The organism is Cellulomonas terrae (assembly GCF_007990265.1).
Lineage (GTDB): Bacteria > Actinomycetota > Actinomycetes > Actinomycetales > Cellulomonadaceae > Cellulomonas > Cellulomonas terrae.
This window is the reverse complement of sequence record NZ_BJWH01000009.1, coordinates 62,203-81,748: the sequence shown is the minus strand read 5'-3', so window position 1 is coordinate 81,748 and position 19,546 is coordinate 62,203. Positions and strand designations below refer to the sequence as shown.

The window sequence follows — 19,546 nt, the reverse complement described above, 5'->3', positions numbered from 1 at the left end:
TGGCCCTCCCCCCCGTCCAGGCCCGGCACGCTCTTTCTCCAGCACCGAGTCCCGCAGGTCGACGCAGCTCAGCGCGCCTCGGCCACCACGGTCGGCACCGGGATCGACGCGAGCTCCGTCAGCGCGGCCGCGTACGTCATCGCGTCCCCGGCGCGTGCCGCCTCGCGGGCCCGGACCGTCGGGGCGTGCAGCAGGGCGCGGGTGCGCCGGCGCAGGGCACGCTCGGCCCGCTCGTCCCGGGCGTCCTCGGGCAGCCCGCTCAGGCCTGCCTCCAGGCCCCCGAGGACCCGGGTGCGCTCCGCGACGACCGCGGGGTTCCACTCGCGGACCCGGCGGTCGGCCTCGTAGGCCTCCGCGGCCGCGATGACCACGTCGTGGGCAGCCTGCACGGCGGCGTGCTCCGCGGGCGCGTGCTCGGCGACGGTGTGCAGGCTGACGAGCCGGACGCCGGGCAGGGAGCGGACGCCGGGGTCGACGTCGTGCCGCAGCGCGAGGTCGACGACGGTGAGCGGGGACGCGGAACCCTGCCGCGCGGACGCGAGCGCGTCGACGCCGAGCACCGCCCCGGCGGCGCCGCTGCACGCGACGACGAGGTCGACGTCGGACACCTCGACGGCGAGGTCGGCGGACGCGGGCAGCGACCGGACCCCCCGGGCCGCCGCGAACGCGCGAGCACGTCCGGAGGCGGAGTACACCCGGATGTCACCGGCGCCGCGGGCCTTGAGGGCGGCCAGCGACGCGCCCGCGTAGGAGCCGGTGCCGATGAGCACGCAGCGGACCTCGGACCAGTCGGGCAGCTCGCGCTCGGCGATGTCGAGGGCGACGCCGACCACGGAGCGGCCGGTGGCGCCGAGCCCGGTGCGGGTCTCGACCTGCCGGGACACGCGGGACGCCGCCTGGAACAGGGACTCGAGGCCGGACGTCGTCGTGCCGTCGCGACGGGCCGCGGTCAGGGCGCGGCGGACCTGCCCCTGGATCTCGCGCTCGCCGACGACCATCGAGTCGAGGCCGCTGGCGACGGAGAAGAGGTGGGCCGCGGCGTCGGTGCCGGTCCGGACGCGCAGGTGTGTGTCGACCTGTGAGGCGGTGTAGCCGGACCGGTCGGCGACAGCCTGGGCGGCGGCGGCGCGGGCCGACGGGGTGTCCGCCGCGTCGTCGACCTCCAGGTACAGCTCGAACCGGTTGCACGTCGCCAGGACGACGGCACCGGACACGAACCTGTGGGCCGTCGAGCCCACGAGCTCGGACGCGACGGCGTGGACGTCCGACGAGAGACGTTCCAGCACATCGAGGTCGAGGTCGTGGTGACTGGCGGCGAGGGACAGCAGCACCACGTGCCCGAGTTAATCATCTCGACAATTGTCCGGCACAATCGGCGACGTGAACCTTCCTTCCTCGCACCCCCTCGTCGACGGCCGCACGAAGAATTCTTCGCTGGTCCGTGCGTATTCCGGCCAGGTGCCGTCGCGACGGCCGGTGTGGTTCATGCGACAGGCCGGCCGGTCGCTGCCCGAGTACCGTGCGGCGCGCGTCGGCACCGCGATGCTCGACGCCTGCCTGGACCCGGCGCTCGCCAGCGAGATCACGCTGCAGCCGGTGCGCCGGCACGACGTGGACGCCGCGATCTTCTTCTCGGACATCGTCGTGCCGCTCAAGCTCGCGGGTGTCGACGTGGAGATCACGCCGGGCGTCGGTCCGGTGATGGGGTCCGCCGTGCGCACCGCGGACGACGTGGCCCGGCTGCGCGACCTCGGGCCGCTGACCCCGGAGGCGCTGCAGCCGGTCTCGGACGGGGTCGCGCTGACGGTGGACGCCCTCGGCGAGACGCCCCTGATCGGCTTCGCGGGCGCACCCTTCACGCTCGCCGCGTACCTGGTCGAGGGTGGCCCGTCGCGGGACCACCTGGCTGCGCGGACCCTCATGCACGCGGACCCGGCCACCTGGACGGCGCTGACGCAGTGGGCGGCGGACGTGACGGGGGCGTTCCTGCGCGCGCAGGTGCTCGCCGGGGCCAGCGCGACGCAGCTCTTCGACTCGTGGGCGGGCTCGCTGAGCCTGGCCGACTACACCGCGCACGTCGCGCCGGCGTCGGCCCGGGCGCTGAGCCACGTCGCCGACCTCGACGTGAAGAAGGTCCACTTCGGCACCGGGACGAGCGAGCTGCTCGCGGCGATGCGCGACGTCGGCGCGGACGTCGTCGGCGTCGACTACCGGCTGCCGCTGGACGAGGCGAACAGGCGGCTCGGCGGCACCACACCGCTGCAGGGCAACATCGACCCGGCGCTGCTGGCGGCGCCCTGGCCGGTGCTGGAGGCGCACGTCCGCGACGTCGTCGCCCGCGGCTCGGTGGCCCCCGGGCACGTGGTGAACCTCGGTCACGGCGTCCCGCCGGAGACCGACCCGACCGTCCTGACGCGCGTCGCCCAGCTGGTCCACGAGATCTGACGATGACCTGGGACGCGGTCGTCGTCGGCGGCGGGATCGCGGGGCTCGTCGCCGCGCGCGAGCTCGCCCACGACGGTCTGCGCACGCTCGTCCTGGAGGCGCGGGACACGCTCGGCGGTGCGGTCGCCGGGCACACGGTGGCCGGTCTGCGGCTCGACGCGGGGGCCGAGTCCTATGCCACGCGCGGCGGTACCGTGGCGGCGCTGCTGGGCGAGCTGGGCCTCGCGGACCGCATCCGGACGCCCGAGCCGCACGGCGCCTGGGTGCACCTCCCGCACGGTGACGGCCCGCTGCCGCGCACGGGCCTGCTGGGCATCCCCACCGACCCCTGGGCCGCGCGCCGGACGCTCGGGCTCGTCGGCGCCGCGCGCGCGAGCCTGGACGCGGTGCTCCCGGCCACCGAGGCGTCCTCGCTCGGTGACCTGGTCCGCCGCCGCATGGGGGCTCGCGTCCTGGACCGGCTGGTGCGCCCGGTGGTCGGCGGGGTGCACGCCGCGGACCCCGACGACCTCACGGTCGACGCCGTCGCGCCGGGCCTGCCCGACGCGCTCCGCCGGGAGCGGGGCTCGCTGTCGCGGGCGGTCCGGAGCCTGCGGGCGTCGGCCCCGGCGGGGTCGGCCGTGCAGGGCATCGCGGGCGGTCTGCACGTGCTGGTCGACGCCCTGGTCGCGGACGTCGAGGCGCACGGGGGCGCCGTCCGCACCGGCGTGACGGTCACGTCCCTGGACGACGAGCGTGCCGACCGCTGGGTGCTGGCCACCCCGTCGGCGGTCGACCTGCTCGGGCTGGACGTGGGCCGCCCGGACCCGGGTGCGCAGGTCACGCTGGTCACCCTCGTGCTGGACGCTCCCGCCCTGGACCCGGCACCGCGCGGCACGGGGGTGCTCGTCGCGCGCGAGGCCACGGACGTCACCGCCAAGGCGCTCACGCACGCGACCGCCAAGTGGGGCTGGCTCGCGCAGGCCGCCGGGCCGGGCCGGCACGTGGTCCGGCTGTCGTACGGGCGGGCCGGCCAGGACGTGCCGCCCGACGCCGACCTGGCCTTGCGCGACGCGTCCGTCCTGCTCGGCACCCCGCTGTCCGCGGCGCAGCTCGAGGGGCACGCGACCGTCCGGTGGACGCAGGCACTGCCCCGGCCGAGCGCCGACCACGCACGGGTGGTCGCGGACGTGCGGGCAGCGGTCGACGGGCTCCCCGGGGTGGCCGTCTGCGGTGCGTGGGTGGCGGGCAACGGGGTCGCGTCGGTGGTTCCCGACGCCCGGGCGGCGGCACGGTCCGTGATCTGAGCAGAATTCCTTCGTCATTTTCTGACAACACGTCGGCAAGCGGTGGAAGAATGTCGTAGGTCACATTTCTCGGCGGTATTTGCTGACAAGCTGTCACGACGATTTCCTGCAAATCCCCGCGCTTCGACATCCCCGCGACGGAGAGGGAGACTGGCCGCATGCTCCAGCACGTGCGGGTCGGGACGCGCGCCAGCGCTCTCGCGCTCACGCAGACCGGCCATGTGGTCGACGCCCTCGCCGTCCTCGGCCGCGGCGACCTGACCCTCGAGACCGTCCACGTCCGCACCGAGGGCGACCGGCTGACCGGGTCCCTGCAGAGCCTGGGGGGCACCGGGGTCTTCGTCGCGGCCCTGCGCGACGCGCTCCTCGACGGTCGCTGCGACGTCGCGGTGCACTCGCTCAAGGACCTGCCGACGGGCGAGGCCGACGGTCTCGTCCTCGGGGCCGTCCCGCCGCGCGAGGACCCGGCCGACGCCCTGTGCGCCCGCGACGGCCTGACGCTCGACCTGCTGCCCCCGGGCGCCCGCGTCGGCACCGGCTCCCCCCGCCGGGCGGCCCAGCTCCTCGCCGCCCGCCCCGACCTCGACGTCGTCGACATCCGCGGCAACGTCGACACCCGGCTCGGTCGCGTCGCCGGGTCCGCCGCGGGTCCGGGCGACCTGGACGCCGTCGTGCTCGCCCGCGCGGGCCTGGCCCGGCTCGGGCGCCTCGACGCGGTCACCGAGGCGTTCGGACCCGACGTGATGTCGCCCGCGCCCGGACAGGGTGCGCTCGCTGTCGAGGTGCGTGCCGGGCTCGACCCCGAGGAGCCGCTCGCCCGGGCGCTGCGCGCGCTCGACCACCGCCCGACGCACCTCGCGGTCCTCGCGGAGCGCGCGCTCCTCGGCCGCCTGGAGGCCGGCTGTGCGGCACCGATCGGCGCCACCGCGTGCCTCGCCGACGACGGCCGGACCCTGCTCCTCGACGCCGTGATCGTGCGCCCGGACGGCGGCGCGACCCTCCGCCGTGCCCTGACGGCGACGCTGGGCTCCGACAGCGCCGCGGACGCCCGGGCGCTCGGCGCGCGGCTCGCGGACCTGCTGCTCGACGCGGGCGCCGCCGACCTCGCCGCCCTGGGCGCCGCCCGATGACCGCGCCCCCCGTGCTGCCGCTGTCCGGGTGGCGGGTCCTGGTGCCCCGCCCGTCGGCCGGCCGCAGCCCCGCCGTCGTCGCGCTCGCCGCAGCCGGCGCCGAGGCCGTGGTCGTGCCTCTCATCGAGACCGTGCCGCCCGAGGACCCCACCGAGCTGGACGACGCTCTCCTTGCGCTGGAGTCCGGCTGGTTCGGGTGGCTCGTCGTCACCAGCGCCGCCGCGGTGCCCGTGCTGGTGGACCGTGCGCAGGAGAGCGCGGGGAGCCTGACGCAGCTGCTCGCCGACGGCCAGGTGCGGGTCGCGGCGATCGGTCCCGGCACGGCACGCGCCCTGCGCGACGTGGGCGTCGAGCCCGACCTCGTGCCTCACGGCCGGTCGACCTCGCGAGGACTGGTCGAGGCGTTCCCGGCACCCACCGAACCTGCCCGCGTGCTCTTCCCCCGTGGCGACCTGGCGGCGACCACGGTCGTCGACGGGCTGCAGGAGCGCGGCTGGGACGTGGCTGACGTCGTCGCCTACCGGACCGTGCCGGCCGCCCCACCGCCGCCCGACGTGCGCGAGGCGTGGGCCGACGGCACCATCCGCGCCGCCCTGCTCACGTCGGCCAGCACCGTGCGTGAGCTGGCCCACCGGCTGGGCACCCCGCCCACGACCACCCTGATGATCGGCATCGGCCCGTCCACCGCCGCCGAGGCCGCCCGCCTCGGCCTGCCCCTGGCGGGCGTCGCGACCGAGCAGACGATGCTCGGCATGGTCGACGCCCTCACGCGTGCGGTCACGACCGTCCTGCCCGCCCCGACCCCCAGCCCCGAGGAGCTCTGATGACCGACGCCCGCCGGGTCCGTCCGCGCCGGCTGCGCGCCACCCCCGCGCTGCGCCGGCTGACCGCCGAGACGCGGCTCGACGCCGCGCAGCTGGTGCTCCCCGTCTTCGTCAAGGAGGGGCTGACCGAGCCGCGCGAGATCAGTTCGATGCCCGGGGTCCTCCAGCACACCCGTGACTCGCTGCGGAAGGCGGTCGCGGAGGCCGCCGCGGCGGGCCTCGGGGGCGTCATGCTCTTCGCGATCCCCACCGTGCGGGACGCCGTCGGCTCGCAGGCGACCGATCCCGACGGGATCCTCAACGTCGCCATCGCGGACACGGTCGCCGAGGTGGGCGACGCGCTCGTCGTGCAGGCGGACCTCTGCCTGGACGAGTTCACCGACCACGGGCACTGCGGGGTCCTCACGCCCGGTGGGGCCGTCGACAACGACGCGACCCTGGTCCGGTACGCCGAGATGGCCCTGGCACAGGCCGCGGCCGGCGCCCACGTCGTCGGGCTGTCCGGGATGATGGACGGCCAGGTCGGGTACGTCCGGGACGCGCTCGACGCGGCCGGTCGCGACGACGTGGCCGTGCTGGCGTACGCCGCCAAGTACGCGTCGGCGTTCTACGGACCGTTCCGGGACGCCGTCGAGTCGCAGCTCGAGGGTGACCGCCGCACCTACCAGATGGACCCCGCGAACCGCCGGGAGGCCGTCCGGGAGGTCGCGATCGACCTCGCCGAGGGCGCCGACATCGTCATGGTCAAGCCCGCCCTGGCGTACCTCGACATCCTGTCCGACGTGGCCGGTATGTCCACAGTTCCGGTCGCGGCCTACCAGGTCTCCGGTGAGTACGCCATGATCGAGGCCGCCGCTGCGCGAGGCTGGATCGAGCGCAGACGGGCGATCCTGGAGTCCGTGCTCAGCATCCGTCGCGCCGGTGCCGATCACGTACTCACGTACTCTGCGACAGAGCTGGCCGGTTGGCTGGCAGAGGAGATCCGATGAGCGTCACCACCTCGAACGCGACGACGAGCGCCACGGCGTTCGCGCGCGCGCAGGCCGTCATCCCCGGGGGCGTCAACTCCCCGGTGCGCGCCTACGGGAACGTGGGCGGGACGCCCCGGTTCCTCGCGTCCGCGCGCGGCCCCTATGTCACGGACGTCGACGGCAACGAGTACGTCGACCTGGTCGGCTCGTGGGGTCCGGCGCTGCTCGGTCACGCGCACCCCGAGGTCGTCGACGCGGTCCGCGACGCGGCCGGTCGCGGCCTGAGCTTCGGCGCGCCGACCGTGACGGAGACCGACCTCGTCGACGAGATCCGCTCGCGGGTCCCCCCGGCCGAGAAGGTCCGCCTCGTCTCCACGGGCACCGAGGCGACGATGACGGCGCTGCGCCTGGCGCGCGCGTTCACCGGCCGCGACCTCATCGTGAAGTTCGCCGGCTGCTACCACGGGCACGTCGACGCCCTGCTGGCCTCCGCCGGGTCCGGCGTCGCCACGCTCGGCCTGCCTGACTCCGCAGGTGTCTCCGCCGCGGTCACCGGCGAGACGATCGTCGTCCCGTACAACGACGTCGAGGCCGTCGAGGCGGTGTTCACCGAGCACGGTGCCCGCATCGCCGCGGTCATCACGGAGGCCGCACCGGCCAACATGGGCGTCGTGCCCCCGCTGCCCGGGTTCAACGCCACCCTGCGCCGCCTCACGCTCACGCACGGCGCGCTGCTCATCCAGGACGAGGTCCTCACGGGCTTCCGCGTCGGGTACTCCGGCTGGTGGGGGCTCGAGGGCCTGCGCGAGGGCTGGTCGGCGGACCTGCACACGTTCGGCAAGGTCATCGGCGGCGGCCTCCCGGTCGCCGCGGTCGGTGGTCGCCGCGACGTCATGAACCTGCTCGCCCCCACGGGGCCCGTCTACCAGGCGGGCACCCTGTCGGGGAACCCGGTGGCGACCGCGGCCGGCCTCGCGACGCTGCGCCTCGCGGACGCGTCGGTGTACGCCCGCGTCGACGCCGTCTCCGCGCAGCTGCGCGGTGAGCTCACCGCCGCCCTGTCGGCGGAGGGGGTGCCGCACGCCGTCCAGTGGGCCGGGAACCTGTTCAGCACGTTCTTCGGTGCGGACGCCGCCGCGCACGGCGCCCGGGACTATGCGGCCGTGCTCGCCACCGAGTCGTGGCGCTATGCCCCGTTCTTCACGTCCCTGCTCGAGTCCGGGGTGTACGCGCCGCCGTCGCCGTTCGAGGCGTGGTTCGTGTCCTCCGCGCACGACGACGACGCGGTGGGCCGGGTCGTCGCCGCCCTGCCGGCTGCCGTCCGCGCCGCCGCACAGGCCACGGCACCGACGGCCTGACACCGGCACACCCGCCGCACGCACGAAGGGACCCGCCGCACGGCGGGTCCCTTCGTCGTTCGCGAGGGCCGGTCAGCCGATCGCTCGGGCCGCGCCGACCGGCTCGACGTCCGCCACCGCGTCGTCGACCGCTGCGGCCGTCGCGGCCTCCAGCGCCAGCTCGGTGCGGTACGCCCGCACCGACCACGCGATGGCAGCGGCCCAGACGAGCGCGATCGCTCCGAGGATGAGCCCCTCCGCGGGGGTGTCGGCCAGGCCGACCCCGTCGCTGCGCAGGAGCGTGCGGACGTTGGTGAGCACGATCAGGCCACCGACGGCCGAGCCCAGGATGCGACCGGGGATCTTGCGCACGAGCCACGCGGCGATCGGCGCGGCGATGATGCCTCCGGCGAGGAGCGCGATGACCCAGGCGGGGTTGATGCCCTGCGAGCCGAGGGCGAGCAGGAAGCCGACGCTGGCGGCGAGGGCGACCAGGAACTCGGAGGTGTCGATCGAGCCGATGACCTTGCGGGGCTCGATCCGGCCCGACGCGAGGAGCGCGGGAGTACCGACCGGACCCCAGCCGCCGCCACCGGTCGCGTCGACGAACCCGGCGAACAGGCCGAGCGGCGCGAGGAACCGCTTGCGCAGCGGGAGGCCGAGCCGGTCCTTGCGCAGCCCGAAGAGCGTGAAGCGAACCAGGATGTAGACGCCGAGCGCGAGGAGGATCCCCGACATGACCGGCTTGGCGACCGCGGTCGACAGGTTGGACAGGACGTAGGCGCCGACGAAGGCGCCGAGCGCCCCGGGCACGCCGATGCGCAGGACGACCTTCCAGTCGACGTTCCCGAACCTCCAGTGCGAGAAGCCGGACACCAGGGTGGTGCCGATCTCGCTGAGGTGGATCGTCGCCGATGCCGCTGCGGGGTTGGTGCCGATGGCCAGCAGCAGGGTGGTCGACGTGACGCCGTACGCCATCCCGAGGGCGCCGTCGACGAGCTGGGCGGCGAGCCCGACGAGGGCGAGCAGGATCAACGAGCGCACGAGAGACCACCTCGGATGGGAGAGCGAACACCCGATAATCCCGACCTGCTTGGTCTATCGGTAGCCCCGTGTCACGAGTTGAGATGGACGACCGTATGGCGGGACGACTACGGGTTGACCCAGGCGTCCTCGCGCGCGCCGAGCTCGCGGACGTGCGGGGGGAGCGTGCCGGAGACCAGGCTCGCGAGCGTCACCTGGTCGAGCACGTCCCGGACGCTCACGCGCAGCGCCACCCAGACCTCCAGCAGCGCCTGCGCCGACCCCCCGTACTCCAGCGCAGTCGGGCGCTCGTCGCGGACGGTCACGAGCGGACCGTCGACGGCCCGGATCACGTCCGCCAGCGTGATCTCGTCGGCCGGCCGCGCCAGCCGGTACCCGCCGGACCGCCCACGGACGCTCGTGACCACGCCACCGCGGCGCAGATCACCGAGGATCCGCTCCAGGAACGCGACCGGGAGCTGCTGCCCGCCCGCCAGGTCGTCCGCCCGGACGGGGTCCCCGTGAGGGGACGCCGCCAGCTCGGCGCACGCCCGCACCGCATAGTCCGCCTTCGCCGAGACCCGCATGCCGTCGATTGTGCCCCGTCGGCACCTGCGGAATACCCCCTAGGGGTATGGTGTTGCGCAAAGAGCACCCACTCGACCACCGGAACGAGGCCCTCATGCACGGCTACACGGACGCGAAGGACGACTACCTCAAGCGGCTGCGCCGGGTCGAGGGCCAGGTGCGCGGCATCGCGCGGATGGTCGACGAGGACGTGTACTGCATCGACATCCTCACGCAGGTCGCCGCCGTGACGAAGGCCCTGCAGGCCGTGAGCATCGGGCTGGTCGAGGACCACCTCGCGCACTGCGTCGTCGACGCCGCCCGCCAGTCCCCCGAGGAGGGAGCGGCGAAGGTGAAGGAAGCCTCCGACGCCATAGCCCGCCTCGTCCGCAGCTGATCGAAGGAGAACCACCATGAGCACGACCACCACCACGTTCGGCGTCGACGGCATGACCTGCGGCCACTGCGTCTCCGCGGTCACCTCCGAGCTGTCCGCCCTCCCCGGCGTGCACGACGTCGCGATCCAGCTCGTCGTCGGCGGGTCGTCGACCGTCTCGGTCGTCTCCGAGACACCCCTGGCGGACTCAGCGGTAGCAGAGGCCGTCGTCGAGGCCGGCTACGCCGTCACCCCGCGGAGGTCCTTGCTGTGACCGACAAGACCGTCGATCTCGCGATCGAGGGCATGACCTGCGCCTCCTGCGTCGCGCGCGTCGAGAAGAAGCTGAACCGCCTGCCCGGGGTCGAGGCGACCGTGAACCTGCCGCTGGAGTCCGCGCGCGTCACGATCGCCGGGGACACGGACAGCGAGGCGCTGATCGCCGCGGTCCGCTCCGCCGGGTACGACGCCACCGTGGTCGGGGCGCCTCCCGTGCGCGAGCCGGTGCACGCCCCGCATCAGCACCACGGCTCGTCCGCGGAGTTCATGCACCACGACATGGACCCGTTCGAGCACGCCCTCTCGGGCCACTCGATGGCGCCGGGCCACGACATGGACCCCGACGAGGACACGTCCGCCCCGACCGACGCGCGCGGCACCGAGCTGCGCGGCCGCCTGCGGGTCGCGAGCGTCCTGACGGTGCCCGTGCTGCTCCTGTCGATGATCCCCGCCCTCCAGTTCACCGGCTGGCAGTGGGTCGTCACCGTGCTCGCCCTGCCCGTCGTCACCTGGGCCGCGTGGCCGTTCCACCGCGCCGCGTTCCGGGCCGCCCGGCACGGCGCCTCGACGATGGACACGCTCGTCTCGATCGGCATCATCGCCGCGACCGGCTGGTCCCTGTGGGCGCTGCTGCTCGGCGGCGCGGGCGAGCTGGGCCTGGTCATGACGCCGTCGCTGTGGCCGCGGGACTCCATGGGGATGGAGGAGGTCCCCGAGCTCTACTTCGAGGTCGCGGCCGTCGTCACCACGTTCCTGCTGGCCGGCCGGTACGCCGAGCACCGGTCGCGCCGCCGTGCCGGTGACGCCCTGCGCGCGCTGCTCGACCTGGGCGCCAAGGACGTGTCGCTGCTGGTCGGCGGCACCGAGCAGCGCGTCCCCGTCGACCGCCTGATGGTCGGCGACGAGTTCGTGGTCCGGCCGGGCGAGAAGGTCGCCACCGACGGCGTCGTGGTCAGCGGCACCTCCGCGCTGGACACCTCGCTGCTCACCGGCGAGCCGGTCCCCGTCGACGTCGGCCCCGGCGACGACGTCACGGGCGCGACCATCAACACCTCCGGCGCGCTCGTCGTGCGGGCCACCCGGGTCGGCGCGGACACGAGGCTGGCGCAGATCGGCCGCCTCGTCGCCACCGCCCAGACCGGCAAGGCCCCCGTGCAGCGGCTGGCCGACCGCATCTCCGCGGTCTTCGTGCCGGTCGTCCTCGTCCTCGCGCTCGGCACCCTGGTCGTCTGGCTGGTCAGCGGCGCCGGTGCGCAGGCCGCGTTCACGGCGGCCGTCGCGGTCCTGATCATCGCGTGCCCCTGCGCCCTCGGGCTGGCCACCCCGACCGCCCTGCTGGTCGGCACCGGTCGCGGCGCGCAGCGCGGCATCCTCATCAAGGGCCCGGAGATCCTCGAGCAGACCCGCACCATCGACACGGTCGTGCTCGACAAGACCGGCACGGTCACCGAGGGCCGCATGGCGCTGGTGGACGTGGTCGGCGAGGACGAGGTGCTCCGCTACGCCGCTGCCGTCGAGCAGCTGGCCGAGCACCCGATCGGCCGGGCCATCGCGGCTGCCGTCACGGAGAAGGACGGCCCGACCGGTGGCGACGGCGTCGTCATCGGCGCCGACCAGGTGCACGACTTCCGCGCCGAGGCGGGCCACGGCGTCTCCGGCGTCGTCCGCACCGCGCACTCGGGCGTCGGGCTGGGTCGGCGGGTCCTCGTCGGCAAGCCCGCCTGGCTGCGCGACCAGGGCATCGACCCGACGGCGTTCCAGGGTGCCGTCGACGCCGCCGAGGCTGACGGCGCCACCGCGGTCATGGTCGCGTGGGACGGCTCGCCGCGCGGCGTGCTCGTGCTGCGGGACCCGGTGAAGCCGACGTCCGCGCAGGCGGTCGCGGAGCTCCGGGCGCTCGGCCTGCGTCCGGTCCTGCTCACCGGCGACAACGAGGGGGCTGCCCGAGCAGCCGCCCGTGAGGTCGGGATCACCGACGTCGTCGCGCACGTCCTGCCCGCCGACAAGGTCGCCGTGGTGGAGCGCCTCCAGCAGGAGGGTGCCCGTGTCGCGATGGTCGGCGACGGGGTCAACGACGCGGCGGCGCTCGCCACCGCGGACCTCGGCCTGGCCATGGGCACCGGCACGGACGTCGCCATCGAGGCGTCCGACATCACGCTCGTCCGGGGCGACCTGCGCTCCGCGGGCGACGCGATCCGGCTGTCCCGCACGACCCTGCGGGTGATCAAGCAGAACCTGTTCTGGGCGTTCGCCTACAACGTTGCCGCGATCCCGCTGGCCGCGCTCGGCCTGCTCAACCCGATGATCGCGGGCGCCGCGATGGCACTGTCGTCGGTGCTCGTCGTCGGCAACTCGCTGCGGCTGCGCCGGTTCGAGTAGAGGAGGGAGGGTCCGCCCGGGGCGGACCCTCCCGACCCTCAGTGGAAGCGCCGACCCTCGTCGCGGCGGTAGGCCGTGACGGCCATCGCCGCGAACACCGCCGTCCACGCGAGGATCACGACCACGGCACCCGCGTACGCCTCGTAGCCGGTCACCGCCTGGACGGCCAGGTCGCGGGCGGCGCGGGACGGGAGCACCTTGCTGATCGCGTCGAGCCACGCCGGGAACGCCTCCGGCGGCATGAACAGCCCGCCGGCGAACGCGAGCGGGAAGAGCGTGGCCTGCACGACGGCGATCGCGGCCTTCGAGCTGAGCCGGTACCCGATCGCCAGCCCGAGCAGGAGGAACGGCACCGCCACGGCGGGCACCATGACGATCGCGGCCAGCGCCTGCGACGGGGTCAGGGTCGCGGCCGTCAGGAACGCGCCGAGCAGCACCAGCGGCACCAGGGCAAGGTACGACCAGAGCACCCCGTTGAGCACCCGGCCCATGAGCCGCGGGCCGGCGCCCGCCGGGAGGGTCCGCAGGAACGGGTCGAAAGGCATCGCGCGGTCCTCGGAGACGCCGACGCCGAACGAGAACAGGCACGTCGACATCACCGCGAAGGTCCCGAGCTGAGCCACGGCGGCCGTGGCGATCCCCGGGTCGTCGGCCACCGCGCGCTGCGGGATGACGAAGAACAGCAGCGCGAGCGACGGGAACAGCAGATTCCCGATCACCGCGATCGGGATGCGCACGGTCTCCAGGAACTGGAACCGCGCGTGCACCAGTGCCAGCGCCCAGAACGGGCGCGGGGTCAGCGTGGTCGTGGTCATCGGACGACCTCCTCGGTGGTCGTGAGCGACAGGAACGCCTCTTCGAGCGAGGCGCCCCGCAGCTCCAGGTCGTGGAACGGGACGTCGTCGACGACGAGCGCGCGCACGAGCCGGTCGGCGTCGTTCGCGAGCACCGTCCACCGCCCGTCGGCGCCCTGCTGTGCGCTGGACGCGCCCGGCAGCCGGGCGAGGTCGACGTCCAGCCCCGGCGGCAACGAGAGCACGACCCGGCGCAGCGCGACGAGGCCGAGCACCGACGCGAGGCTGTCGTCGGCGAGCACCCGCCCGCCGCCGATGACGACGACGCGCTCGGCGAGCGCCTCGATCTCCTCGAGGTAGTGGCTGGTCAGCAGCACGGTCGCCCCGTCGGCGTGGTAGTCCCGCAGCGCCTGCCACAGGATGTGCCGCGCCTCGACGTCGAGCCCGGTGGTCGGCTCGTCGAGGAGCACAAGCCGCGGCCGCCCGACCAGCGCGAGCGCGACGGCGAGCCGCCGCTTCTGCCCGCCGGACAGCCCGCCCGTCTGCCGGCCGACCAGGTCCTCCAGCCCGAACCGCGCCAGCACCTCGCCCCGGGTCATGGGGGCCGGGTAGTGCTTCGCGACGAGGTCGACGACCTCCCCGACGGTCAGCGTCGGCGGCAGGCCGGTCTCCTGGGGGGTGGTGCCGAGCGCGATCCGCGACGACGCGACGCGCGGGTCGGCGCCGAACAGCCGGACCGTGCCGGAGTCTGCGCGACGCAGGCCGCTGACCAGGCTGAGCAGGGTCGTCTTGCCCGCGCCGTTGGGGCCGAGCAGCCCGACGAGCTGCCCCTCCCCGACGGTCAGGGACACATCGTCCAGCGCGGTGACCGCACCGAACGTGCGGGTCACGCCGGCCAGCTCCACGACCGCGGTCATGACGCACCGCCGAGGAGCACGCGCAGGGACTGGGTGTACGTCTCGAACGCGAGCCGCCCGGCCAGCGTGAGCTCGACGTACGTGGCCGGGGTCCGGCCCTCATGGGTCTTGGTGATGAGCACGTAGTCCGCCTCCTCGAGTCGGCGTAGGTGGGTGGAGAGGTTCCCCGCGGTCATGTCGAGCAGCTTCTGCAGCCGCGGGAAGGCGATGCGGTCGTGGCTCCCGAGGGAGGCCAGGGTCGCGACGACGCGGAGGCGCGCCTGCGCGTGGATGACGGGGTCCAGCTCGACGTCAGTCACGGGCCCGGACCTTCACGACGACGGCGCCGGCGAGCATCCCGCCGCCCCCGGCGAGCGCCATGACCAGGTACGAGTCGGGGTACCCGGTCAGCGCGGCGGCGGCGCCGGTCAGCGCCATCCAGCCGCCGAGCACGTACATGGAGGTCGCTCTCCAGAGCAGCCCGCCGGCGATGTAGAGCAGGCCGACCACGAGGGCCGCGATCGCGTTCGCCGCCAGGGCGACGACCTCGCCGGAGGCGCCCGCCTGCGCCAGACCGCCGACGATCATGCTCTGCGCGACGAACCCGACCGGCCACGCGATGCCGTACAGGGCGCCCTCCCGGGCGCTGGCCCCGGCGATCCCGCGCGTCCGGTGCAGGACGTGCACGATCGTCACGACGAGCGCGGCGACGCCGGCCGCGATCGCGACCACGACGGCGAGGAGCGACGGGTCGCCGTCGTCGCGGGACGTCAGCCACAGCGCGCCGTACCCGACGAGCCACGCGGCACCCCAGATCCCGAACAGCAGGACGCCGGAGGGCCGGGTGTCCTCGGCCCGGTGGCGCTGCGCGGCGATGATCGCGAGCGCGGTGGCGAGGTCGGGCGTCGCGTCCGCGTCCGTGGGCGCCTCGTCCTTCGGGTCGTCGGTCGTCATGGGTCCTCCTAAGGTTTGCGCTACAAACTAGTTTGCGTACACCCCGGTTGGCAACTCCTTTCGACCCAGCCGACGTCCAGGCACTCTCCAGGGTCGCGTCCTACGCTTCGGGGCATGACCGCGCCGCCGCCCGCCGACGCGCGCCCGGACGACCCCACGGTCGCCGTCGGTGTCGCCCCGCCACCCAGCGAACGCGCCTACCGCCGCCGGATCACCACGGAGATCTGGATCGTCCTCGGGCTCTCGCTCGGCAAGTCCGGTCTCTACGCGGTCGTCAACATCATCGACCGGCTCACCGCCGGACCTCCGCTCGGCGACCAGACGACCACCCTCAACCCGAGCCGGTCGCCCCGCCCGTGGCTGGACCTGACCTACCAGCTGCTGCAGGTCGGCTTCGCGCTGGTGCCGGTCGCGCTCGCGCTCTACCTGCTGTCCGCCAACGGCAGGTCCGCGGTCCGTCGCATCGGGCTCGACTTCGTCCGCCCCTGGCGCGACCTCGCGGTCGGCGTCGGGCTCGCCGCCGCGATCGGCATCCCGGGACTCGGGCTGTATGCGGTCGCGCGGTCGCTCGGGCTCGCCGTCGAGGTGCAGGCCTCCGCCCTGAACGCCGCGTGGTGGACCATCCCCGTCCTCCTCCTCGCCGCGCTGCAGAACGCGCTGCTCGAGGAGGTCATCGTCGTCGGCTACCTCATGGAGCGCCTGCGCGAGCTGCGCTGGAGCGTCCCGGTGATCCTCGTCACGAGCGCCCTCGTGCGCGGCTCGTACCACCTGTACCAGGGCTGGGGCGCCTTCGTCGGGAACGCGATCATGGGCCTGGTGTTCGCCGAGTACTACCGGCGCAGACGACGGGTGATGCCGCTCGTGATGGCGCACACGATCATGGACACGGTCGTGTTCGTCGGGTACTCGCTCATCCCCGCCGCGTGGATCGCCGCGATCGGGCTGAACTGAGCCTCAGACGGTCGCCGAGCTGGAGCCCAGCTCGTTGACGACCTGCTTCGTCGCGAACCCGCTGACGACGAGGACGACGCCGCCGACGAACGCGAAGAGCCCCAGCAGCACGACGACGACCTTGACGGACTCCTGCGGGTGCGTGAGCAGCAGCAGGCCGAACAGGAAGTTCACCAGCCCGAAAGTCAGCACCCAGGTCCAGCCGGCGTCCCGCGCCCGGTAGAGCACGACGGACGCGATGATCCCGAGCACCCCGAGGACGAGCACCCAGCCGGCGATCAGGTAGAAGAGGATCTGCGCCGTCTCGGGGGTCCAGAGCACGACCACCACGCCGAAGCCGATCCCGACCAGGCCGGAGAGCAGGAACCACCCCGCGCCGGGCTCCTTGCGGTTCACGAACCACTGGACGACGGTGACGATGCCGTCCAGGAGCGCGAAGATGCCGAAGATCCAGACGAGGGCCGTCACCGACCAGAGCGGCTGCACGAGCATCAGCAGTCCCAGGACCAGGAGCACGATCCCGCGCAGGACCGGGACCCACCAGGAGCGGCGGACCAGAGCGGACGAGACGTCGGCGGCGGTCAGGTCGTCAGACATCGGAGCCTCCAGGAGGAGTCGATCTGTCGCGATCGGCAGGAGCCGTCGAGCGCCACGCTAGTGGACGACCCGGACGAATCGCCCCGACTCGCGCGAACCCTCGTCCCGGCAGGTCAGCGACCAGAACGAGCGCCCCGGCCCGCGGAGACGGGCAGGAACGGGCAGGCTGCCTAGACTCGCCCCTATGTCCGCGACGCCCGCCAGTCGCGCGGACGTCGACGCGACTGCTGCGGCCGATGTCCCCGCCCCCGTCGGCGACCCCGCACCGGGTCCCGACGAGCCGTCCGCGCGGGTCGAGATCGTCGACGTCCCCGACGTCCGCGTGCACCACCCGAGCGACCTGCTGGGCATGGTCCTGTCCGCCCTCGGCATCGCGCTCGTCCTCGTCCTGGCCACCTACGCGCACAACACGACGTCCGGGGTGGCCGAGGACGTCCAGGGCTTCGCGACGCTGCTCAACCGGATCCTCTTCGTCCCGCGCCTCGGCCTCGAGATGTTCGTCACGCTCGCCGTGCCGCTGGCCGTCATCACCGAGCTCGCCTTCCGGCGGCTGGGCCGACAGCTCCTCGAGGGCCTGATCGCCGCGTTCGTGGCGCTGCTGCTCAACGGCGCCGTGCTCTGGGCCATCGAGACCCTCGGTTCCGAGGAGCTCATCATCGGGATGGCGATCCGCTCGAACGGTGAGTGGAAGGTGACGCTCCCCGGGTACGTGGCGCTGCTCGTCGGGCTGCTCACCGTCGTCGGGCCGCGCGGGCGCCGCCGGACCGTCAAGTGGTCGTGGAACCTGCTCTGGTTCGCGGTCGGCGTGCTGCTCATCACCGCCGGGGTGTCGCTGCCCGGACTCGTCGTGTCGTTCCTGATCGGCCGCGTGACCGGTCTGGCGGTCCGCTACCTGTCGGGGGTGCTGTCCGAGCGGGCCTACGGCGACAGTCTCGTCGCCGGGGTCCGGCGGGCCGGGATCGAGCCTCTGCGGCTGCTCCGGGTGGCCGACGAGACCACGCCCCAGGACGCTCCCGGTCTGGACGGCGACCAGGCCGCGAGGGCGCTGACCCGGTCCACGGACCACCGCCTCTACGAGCTGACGACGCGCGACGGCGAAGAGCTCGACCTCGTCGTCATCGACGGCGACCGCCAGGTGGTCGGCATGCTCAGCCGGCTGTGGCGGTCCCTGCGGATGCGCGGGATCGAGGGTCGCTCGGTGGTGTCGCTGCGGCAGGCAGCCGAGCGCGCGGCCCTGCTCGCGTACGCCGCCCGGGCCGCCGGCGTCCGCACGCCCCGGCTGCTGAGCATCGCCGAGGCCGACGACTCGATGCTGCTCGTCCAGGAGCGGCCGGACCGCGCGGTGCCGCTGGGCTCCCTCGATGCCGACCAGCTCACCGACGAGGTCCTCCGGGAGATCTGGGCCCAGCTCCAGCTCGCCCACGACGCGGGCATCGCGCACCGGTCGCTCACCAGCGACGTGCTGCTCGTCGAGACCGTCGTCGGCCGCCCGGTCGTGTGGCTGACCAGCTGGGAGCAGGGCGACGTCGCGTCCTCCGACCTGGCGCGCCGGATGGACGTGACGCAGCTGCTGGCGCTGCTCGCCCTGCGCGTCGGTGCCACGCGCGCCCTCGACTCCGCCGCGGCCGTCCTGCCCGACGAGCGGATCGCGGCGATCGGGCCGCTGCTGCAGATGATCACGCTGCCGCGCCTCACCCGCGACGAGATGCGCGCGAACAAGAAGGTGCTCGCCGACCTGCGGTCCGCGCTCGTCGCGCACCTGCCCGAGGCCGACGTGGAGCCGCAGCAGCTGGTGCGGTTCGGCGCGCGGACCGTCCTGACGATCCTCGTGCCGATCGTCGCGATCGTCTTCGTCATCACCAGCATCAACGTCGACGAGATCACCTCCGCACTCTCCGAGGGCGACTGGCGCTGGACGGTGGTGGCCTTCGCGCTCGGCCTCGTCACGCTGTTCGGCGCGGCGCTGGCGTTCGTCGCGTTCTCCCCGGTCAAGCTGCCGTTCTGGCGCGCGACGCTGGTCCAGACCGCGGCGACGTTCGTCGGGCTGGCCGCCCCGGCCGGCATCGGCCCGGCCGCGCTCAACCTGCGGATGCTCACGCGTCGGGGCGTCTCGACGAGCCTCTCCGCCGCGACCGTCGCCCTGGTCCAGGTCAGCCAGTTCGTGGTGACGCTCGGGCTGCTCCTGGTGCTCAGCATCGCGTCGGGCTCCGGCGAGTCCGCCCTCCCGATCGAGCCCGGCGTGCTGTTCGCGATCGGGATCGTCGCCGCGCTCATCGCGTCCGGGCTGCTGGTGCCCAAGGTGCGGCAGTGGGTGCTCGCCAAGACGATGCCCACGCTGCGCCAGACGTGGCCCCGGCTCATCGAGGTGCTCGGCCAGCCGTGGCGCCTGGCGCTGGCCGTCGCCGGCAACCTGCTGATGACGCTCGGCTTCATCTTCGCGTTCGACGCGAGCCTCGCCGCGTTCGGCCAGGAGGCGAGCCTCATCCAGGTCGCGCTCGTCTACCTCGCCGGGAACACCGCCGGCGCCCTCGTCCCGACGCCTGGCGGCATGGGCACGATCGAGCTGGCCCTCGCCACCGCGCTCAGCGGCACCACCGGCATCAACGCCGGTATCGCCACGTCGATCGCGGTGCTGTTCCGCGTGGCGACCTACTGGCTGCGGATCCCGATCGGCTGGGCGGCCATGCGTTACCTGCAGAAGACCGGCGAGCTGTAGACACGCCTCCGGGCCGGCACC

19 protein-coding genes are annotated in these 19,546 nt (G+C 74.1%); 11 read left to right on the top strand and 8 right to left on the bottom strand.

Translation table 11 applies throughout. The features are described from left to right. Nucleotides 1–68: 68 nt before the first annotated feature. The gene (locus tag CTE05_RS10315; RefSeq protein ID WP_146846044.1) at nt 69–1,334 is read right to left on the bottom strand and encodes a glutamyl-tRNA reductase; all 1,266 of its coding nucleotides are present in this window, start codon (nt 1,332–1,334) and stop codon (nt 69–71) included. A gap of 46 nt (nt 1,335–1,380) precedes the next feature. Here CTE05_RS10315 and hemE point away from each other — a divergent pair, with 46 nt between their 5' ends. From hemE to hemL, 6 genes are all read left to right on the top strand, one after another. Then, nucleotides 1,381–2,445, top strand: coding sequence for a uroporphyrinogen decarboxylase (gene hemE / locus CTE05_RS10310; RefSeq protein WP_146846043.1), 1,065 nt, complete (start codon nt 1,381–1,383; stop codon nt 2,443–2,445). A 2-nt stretch (nt 2,446–2,447) separates the two neighbouring features. Continuing rightward, nucleotides 2,448–3,731: a protoporphyrinogen/coproporphyrinogen oxidase gene (locus tag CTE05_RS10305; protein WP_146846042.1), complete on the top strand. Its 1,284-nt coding sequence runs from the start codon at nt 2,448–2,450 to the stop codon at nt 3,729–3,731. A gap of 158 nt (nt 3,732–3,889) precedes the next feature. Next, the gene (gene hemC / locus CTE05_RS10300) at nt 3,890–4,861 is read left to right on the top strand and encodes a hydroxymethylbilane synthase (RefSeq protein ID WP_146846041.1); all 972 of its coding nucleotides are present in this window, start codon (nt 3,890–3,892) and stop codon (nt 4,859–4,861) included. Then, complete coding sequence (locus CTE05_RS10295; RefSeq protein WP_146846040.1) at nt 4,858–5,685, top strand: uroporphyrinogen-III synthase; 828 nt, start codon at nt 4,858–4,860, stop codon at nt 5,683–5,685. The genes hemC and CTE05_RS10295 overlap by 4 nt, the downstream gene beginning before the upstream one ends. Beyond that, a complete protein-coding gene (hemB, locus tag CTE05_RS10290) occupies nt 5,685–6,674 on the top strand; it encodes a porphobilinogen synthase (protein WP_146846039.1) in 990 nt (329 codons plus the stop codon). The genes CTE05_RS10295 and hemB overlap by 1 nt, the downstream gene beginning before the upstream one ends. Beyond that, nucleotides 6,671–8,014 carry a glutamate-1-semialdehyde 2,1-aminomutase gene (gene hemL, locus CTE05_RS10285; protein WP_146846038.1) on the top strand — a complete coding sequence of 448 codons (1,344 nt, stop codon included), beginning with the start codon at nt 6,671–6,673 and terminating at the stop codon, nt 8,012–8,014. Before hemB ends, hemL begins: the two co-directional genes overlap by 4 nt. Before the next feature lie 72 nt (nt 8,015–8,086). Here hemL and CTE05_RS10280 read toward each other — a convergent pair whose 3' ends face one another. Together CTE05_RS10280 and CTE05_RS10275 are read right to left on the bottom strand one after the other, a co-directional pair. Next, on the bottom strand, nt 8,087–9,037 hold the full coding sequence (locus CTE05_RS10280) for a sulfite exporter TauE/SafE family protein (RefSeq protein ID WP_146846037.1): 951 nt from the start codon (nt 9,035–9,037) through the stop codon (nt 8,087–8,089). Nucleotides 9,038–9,144: 107 nt separating this feature from the next. Further along, the gene (locus CTE05_RS10275) at nt 9,145–9,603 is read right to left on the bottom strand and encodes an RrF2 family transcriptional regulator (protein WP_146846036.1); all 459 of its coding nucleotides are present in this window, start codon (nt 9,601–9,603) and stop codon (nt 9,145–9,147) included. A gap of 95 nt (nt 9,604–9,698) precedes the next feature. Here CTE05_RS10275 and CTE05_RS10270 point away from each other — a divergent pair, with 95 nt between their 5' ends. Genes CTE05_RS10270 through CTE05_RS10260 form a run of 3 tightly spaced genes read left to right on the top strand, consistent with a single transcriptional unit; the run spans nt 9,699 to nt 12,617 of the window. Continuing rightward, a complete protein-coding gene (locus tag CTE05_RS10270; protein ID WP_056086768.1) occupies nt 9,699–9,980 on the top strand; it encodes a metal-sensitive transcriptional regulator in 282 nt (93 codons plus the stop codon). Nucleotides 9,981–9,996: 16 nt separating this feature from the next. Next, nucleotides 9,997–10,233 (top strand): heavy-metal-associated domain-containing protein, encoded by a 237-nt coding sequence (locus CTE05_RS10265; protein ID WP_146846035.1) that lies wholly within the window; start codon nt 9,997–9,999, stop codon nt 10,231–10,233. A 32-nt stretch (nt 10,234–10,265) separates the two neighbouring features. Beyond that, nucleotides 10,266–12,617, top strand: coding sequence for a heavy metal translocating P-type ATPase (locus CTE05_RS10260; protein WP_146846101.1), 2,352 nt, complete (start codon nt 10,266–10,268; stop codon nt 12,615–12,617). A 38-nt stretch (nt 12,618–12,655) separates the two neighbouring features. On the opposite strand, the gene CTE05_RS10255 is transcribed toward CTE05_RS10260, so the two are convergent. The 4 genes from CTE05_RS10255 to CTE05_RS10240 are packed head-to-tail and all read right to left on the bottom strand — an operon-like array spanning nt 12,656 to nt 15,261. Continuing rightward, nucleotides 12,656–13,432: an ABC transporter permease gene (locus tag CTE05_RS10255; protein ID WP_146846034.1), complete on the bottom strand. Its 777-nt coding sequence runs from the start codon at nt 13,430–13,432 to the stop codon at nt 12,656–12,658. Continuing rightward, entirely contained in the window at nt 13,429–14,328 is a 900-nt protein-coding gene (locus tag CTE05_RS10250) for an ABC transporter ATP-binding protein (protein WP_146846033.1), read from the bottom strand. Before CTE05_RS10250 ends, CTE05_RS10255 begins: the two co-directional genes overlap by 4 nt. Next, nucleotides 14,325–14,627: a transcriptional regulator gene (locus tag CTE05_RS10245; RefSeq protein WP_146846032.1), complete on the bottom strand. Its 303-nt coding sequence runs from the start codon at nt 14,625–14,627 to the stop codon at nt 14,325–14,327. Before CTE05_RS10245 ends, CTE05_RS10250 begins: the two co-directional genes overlap by 4 nt. Next, the gene (locus CTE05_RS10240) at nt 14,620–15,261 is read right to left on the bottom strand and encodes a hypothetical protein (RefSeq protein WP_146846031.1); all 642 of its coding nucleotides are present in this window, start codon (nt 15,259–15,261) and stop codon (nt 14,620–14,622) included. The genes CTE05_RS10245 and CTE05_RS10240 overlap by 8 nt, the downstream gene beginning before the upstream one ends. A 114-nt stretch (nt 15,262–15,375) precedes the next feature. On the opposite strand from CTE05_RS10240, the gene CTE05_RS10235 reads away from it, so the two are divergent. Then, nucleotides 15,376–16,212 (top strand): CPBP family intramembrane glutamic endopeptidase, encoded by an 837-nt coding sequence (locus tag CTE05_RS10235; protein ID WP_146846030.1) that lies wholly within the window; start codon nt 15,376–15,378, stop codon nt 16,210–16,212. 3 nt (nt 16,213–16,215) lie between these two features. On the opposite strand, the gene CTE05_RS10230 is transcribed toward CTE05_RS10235, so the two are convergent. Then, entirely contained in the window at nt 16,216–16,809 is a 594-nt protein-coding gene (locus CTE05_RS10230; RefSeq protein ID WP_146846029.1) for an HdeD family acid-resistance protein, read from the bottom strand. A gap of 184 nt (nt 16,810–16,993) precedes the next feature. Here CTE05_RS10230 and CTE05_RS10225 point away from each other — a divergent pair, with 184 nt between their 5' ends. After that, a complete protein-coding gene (locus tag CTE05_RS10225) occupies nt 16,994–19,525 on the top strand; it encodes a lysylphosphatidylglycerol synthase transmembrane domain-containing protein (protein WP_146846028.1) in 2,532 nt (843 codons plus the stop codon). Nucleotides 19,526–19,546 lie beyond the last annotated feature (21 nt).

Bases quoted from the DNA above. Each gene is read 5' to 3' on its own strand.
- hemC (WP_146846041.1), top strand. From the start codon at position 3,890: ATGCTCCAGCACGTGCGGGTCGGGACGCGCGCCAGCGCTCTCGCGCTC.
- CTE05_RS10270 (WP_056086768.1), top strand. From the start codon at position 9,699: ATGCACGGCTACACGGACGCGAAGGACGACTACCTCAAGCGGCTGCGC.
- hemB (WP_146846039.1), top strand. From the start codon at position 5,685: ATGACCGACGCCCGCCGGGTCCGTCCGCGCCGGCTGCGCGCCACCCCC.
- CTE05_RS10235 (WP_146846030.1), top strand. From the start codon at position 15,376: ATGACCGCGCCGCCGCCCGCCGACGCGCGCCCGGACGACCCCACGGTC.
- hemL (WP_146846038.1), top strand. From the start codon at position 6,671: ATGAGCGTCACCACCTCGAACGCGACGACGAGCGCCACGGCGTTCGCG.
- CTE05_RS10260 (WP_146846101.1), top strand. From the start codon at position 10,266: ATGACCTGCGCCTCCTGCGTCGCGCGCGTCGAGAAGAAGCTGAACCGC.
- CTE05_RS10275 (WP_146846036.1), bottom strand. From the start codon at position 9,603: ATGCGGGTCTCGGCGAAGGCGGACTATGCGGTGCGGGCGTGCGCCGAG.
- CTE05_RS10225 (WP_146846028.1), top strand. From the start codon at position 16,994: ATGTCCGCGACGCCCGCCAGTCGCGCGGACGTCGACGCGACTGCTGCG.
- CTE05_RS10240 (WP_146846031.1), bottom strand. From the start codon at position 15,261: ATGACGACCGACGACCCGAAGGACGAGGCGCCCACGGACGCGGACGCG.
- CTE05_RS10250 (WP_146846033.1), bottom strand. From the start codon at position 14,328: ATGACCGCGGTCGTGGAGCTGGCCGGCGTGACCCGCACGTTCGGTGCG.
- CTE05_RS10265 (WP_146846035.1), top strand. From the start codon at position 9,997: ATGAGCACGACCACCACCACGTTCGGCGTCGACGGCATGACCTGCGGC.
- CTE05_RS10305 (WP_146846042.1), top strand. From the start codon at position 2,448: ATGACCTGGGACGCGGTCGTCGTCGGCGGCGGGATCGCGGGGCTCGTC.
- CTE05_RS10230 (WP_146846029.1), bottom strand. From the start codon at position 16,809: ATGTCTGACGACCTGACCGCCGCCGACGTCTCGTCCGCTCTGGTCCGC.
- CTE05_RS10295 (WP_146846040.1), top strand. From the start codon at position 4,858: ATGACCGCGCCCCCCGTGCTGCCGCTGTCCGGGTGGCGGGTCCTGGTG.
- CTE05_RS10255 (WP_146846034.1), bottom strand. From the start codon at position 13,432: ATGACCACGACCACGCTGACCCCGCGCCCGTTCTGGGCGCTGGCACTG.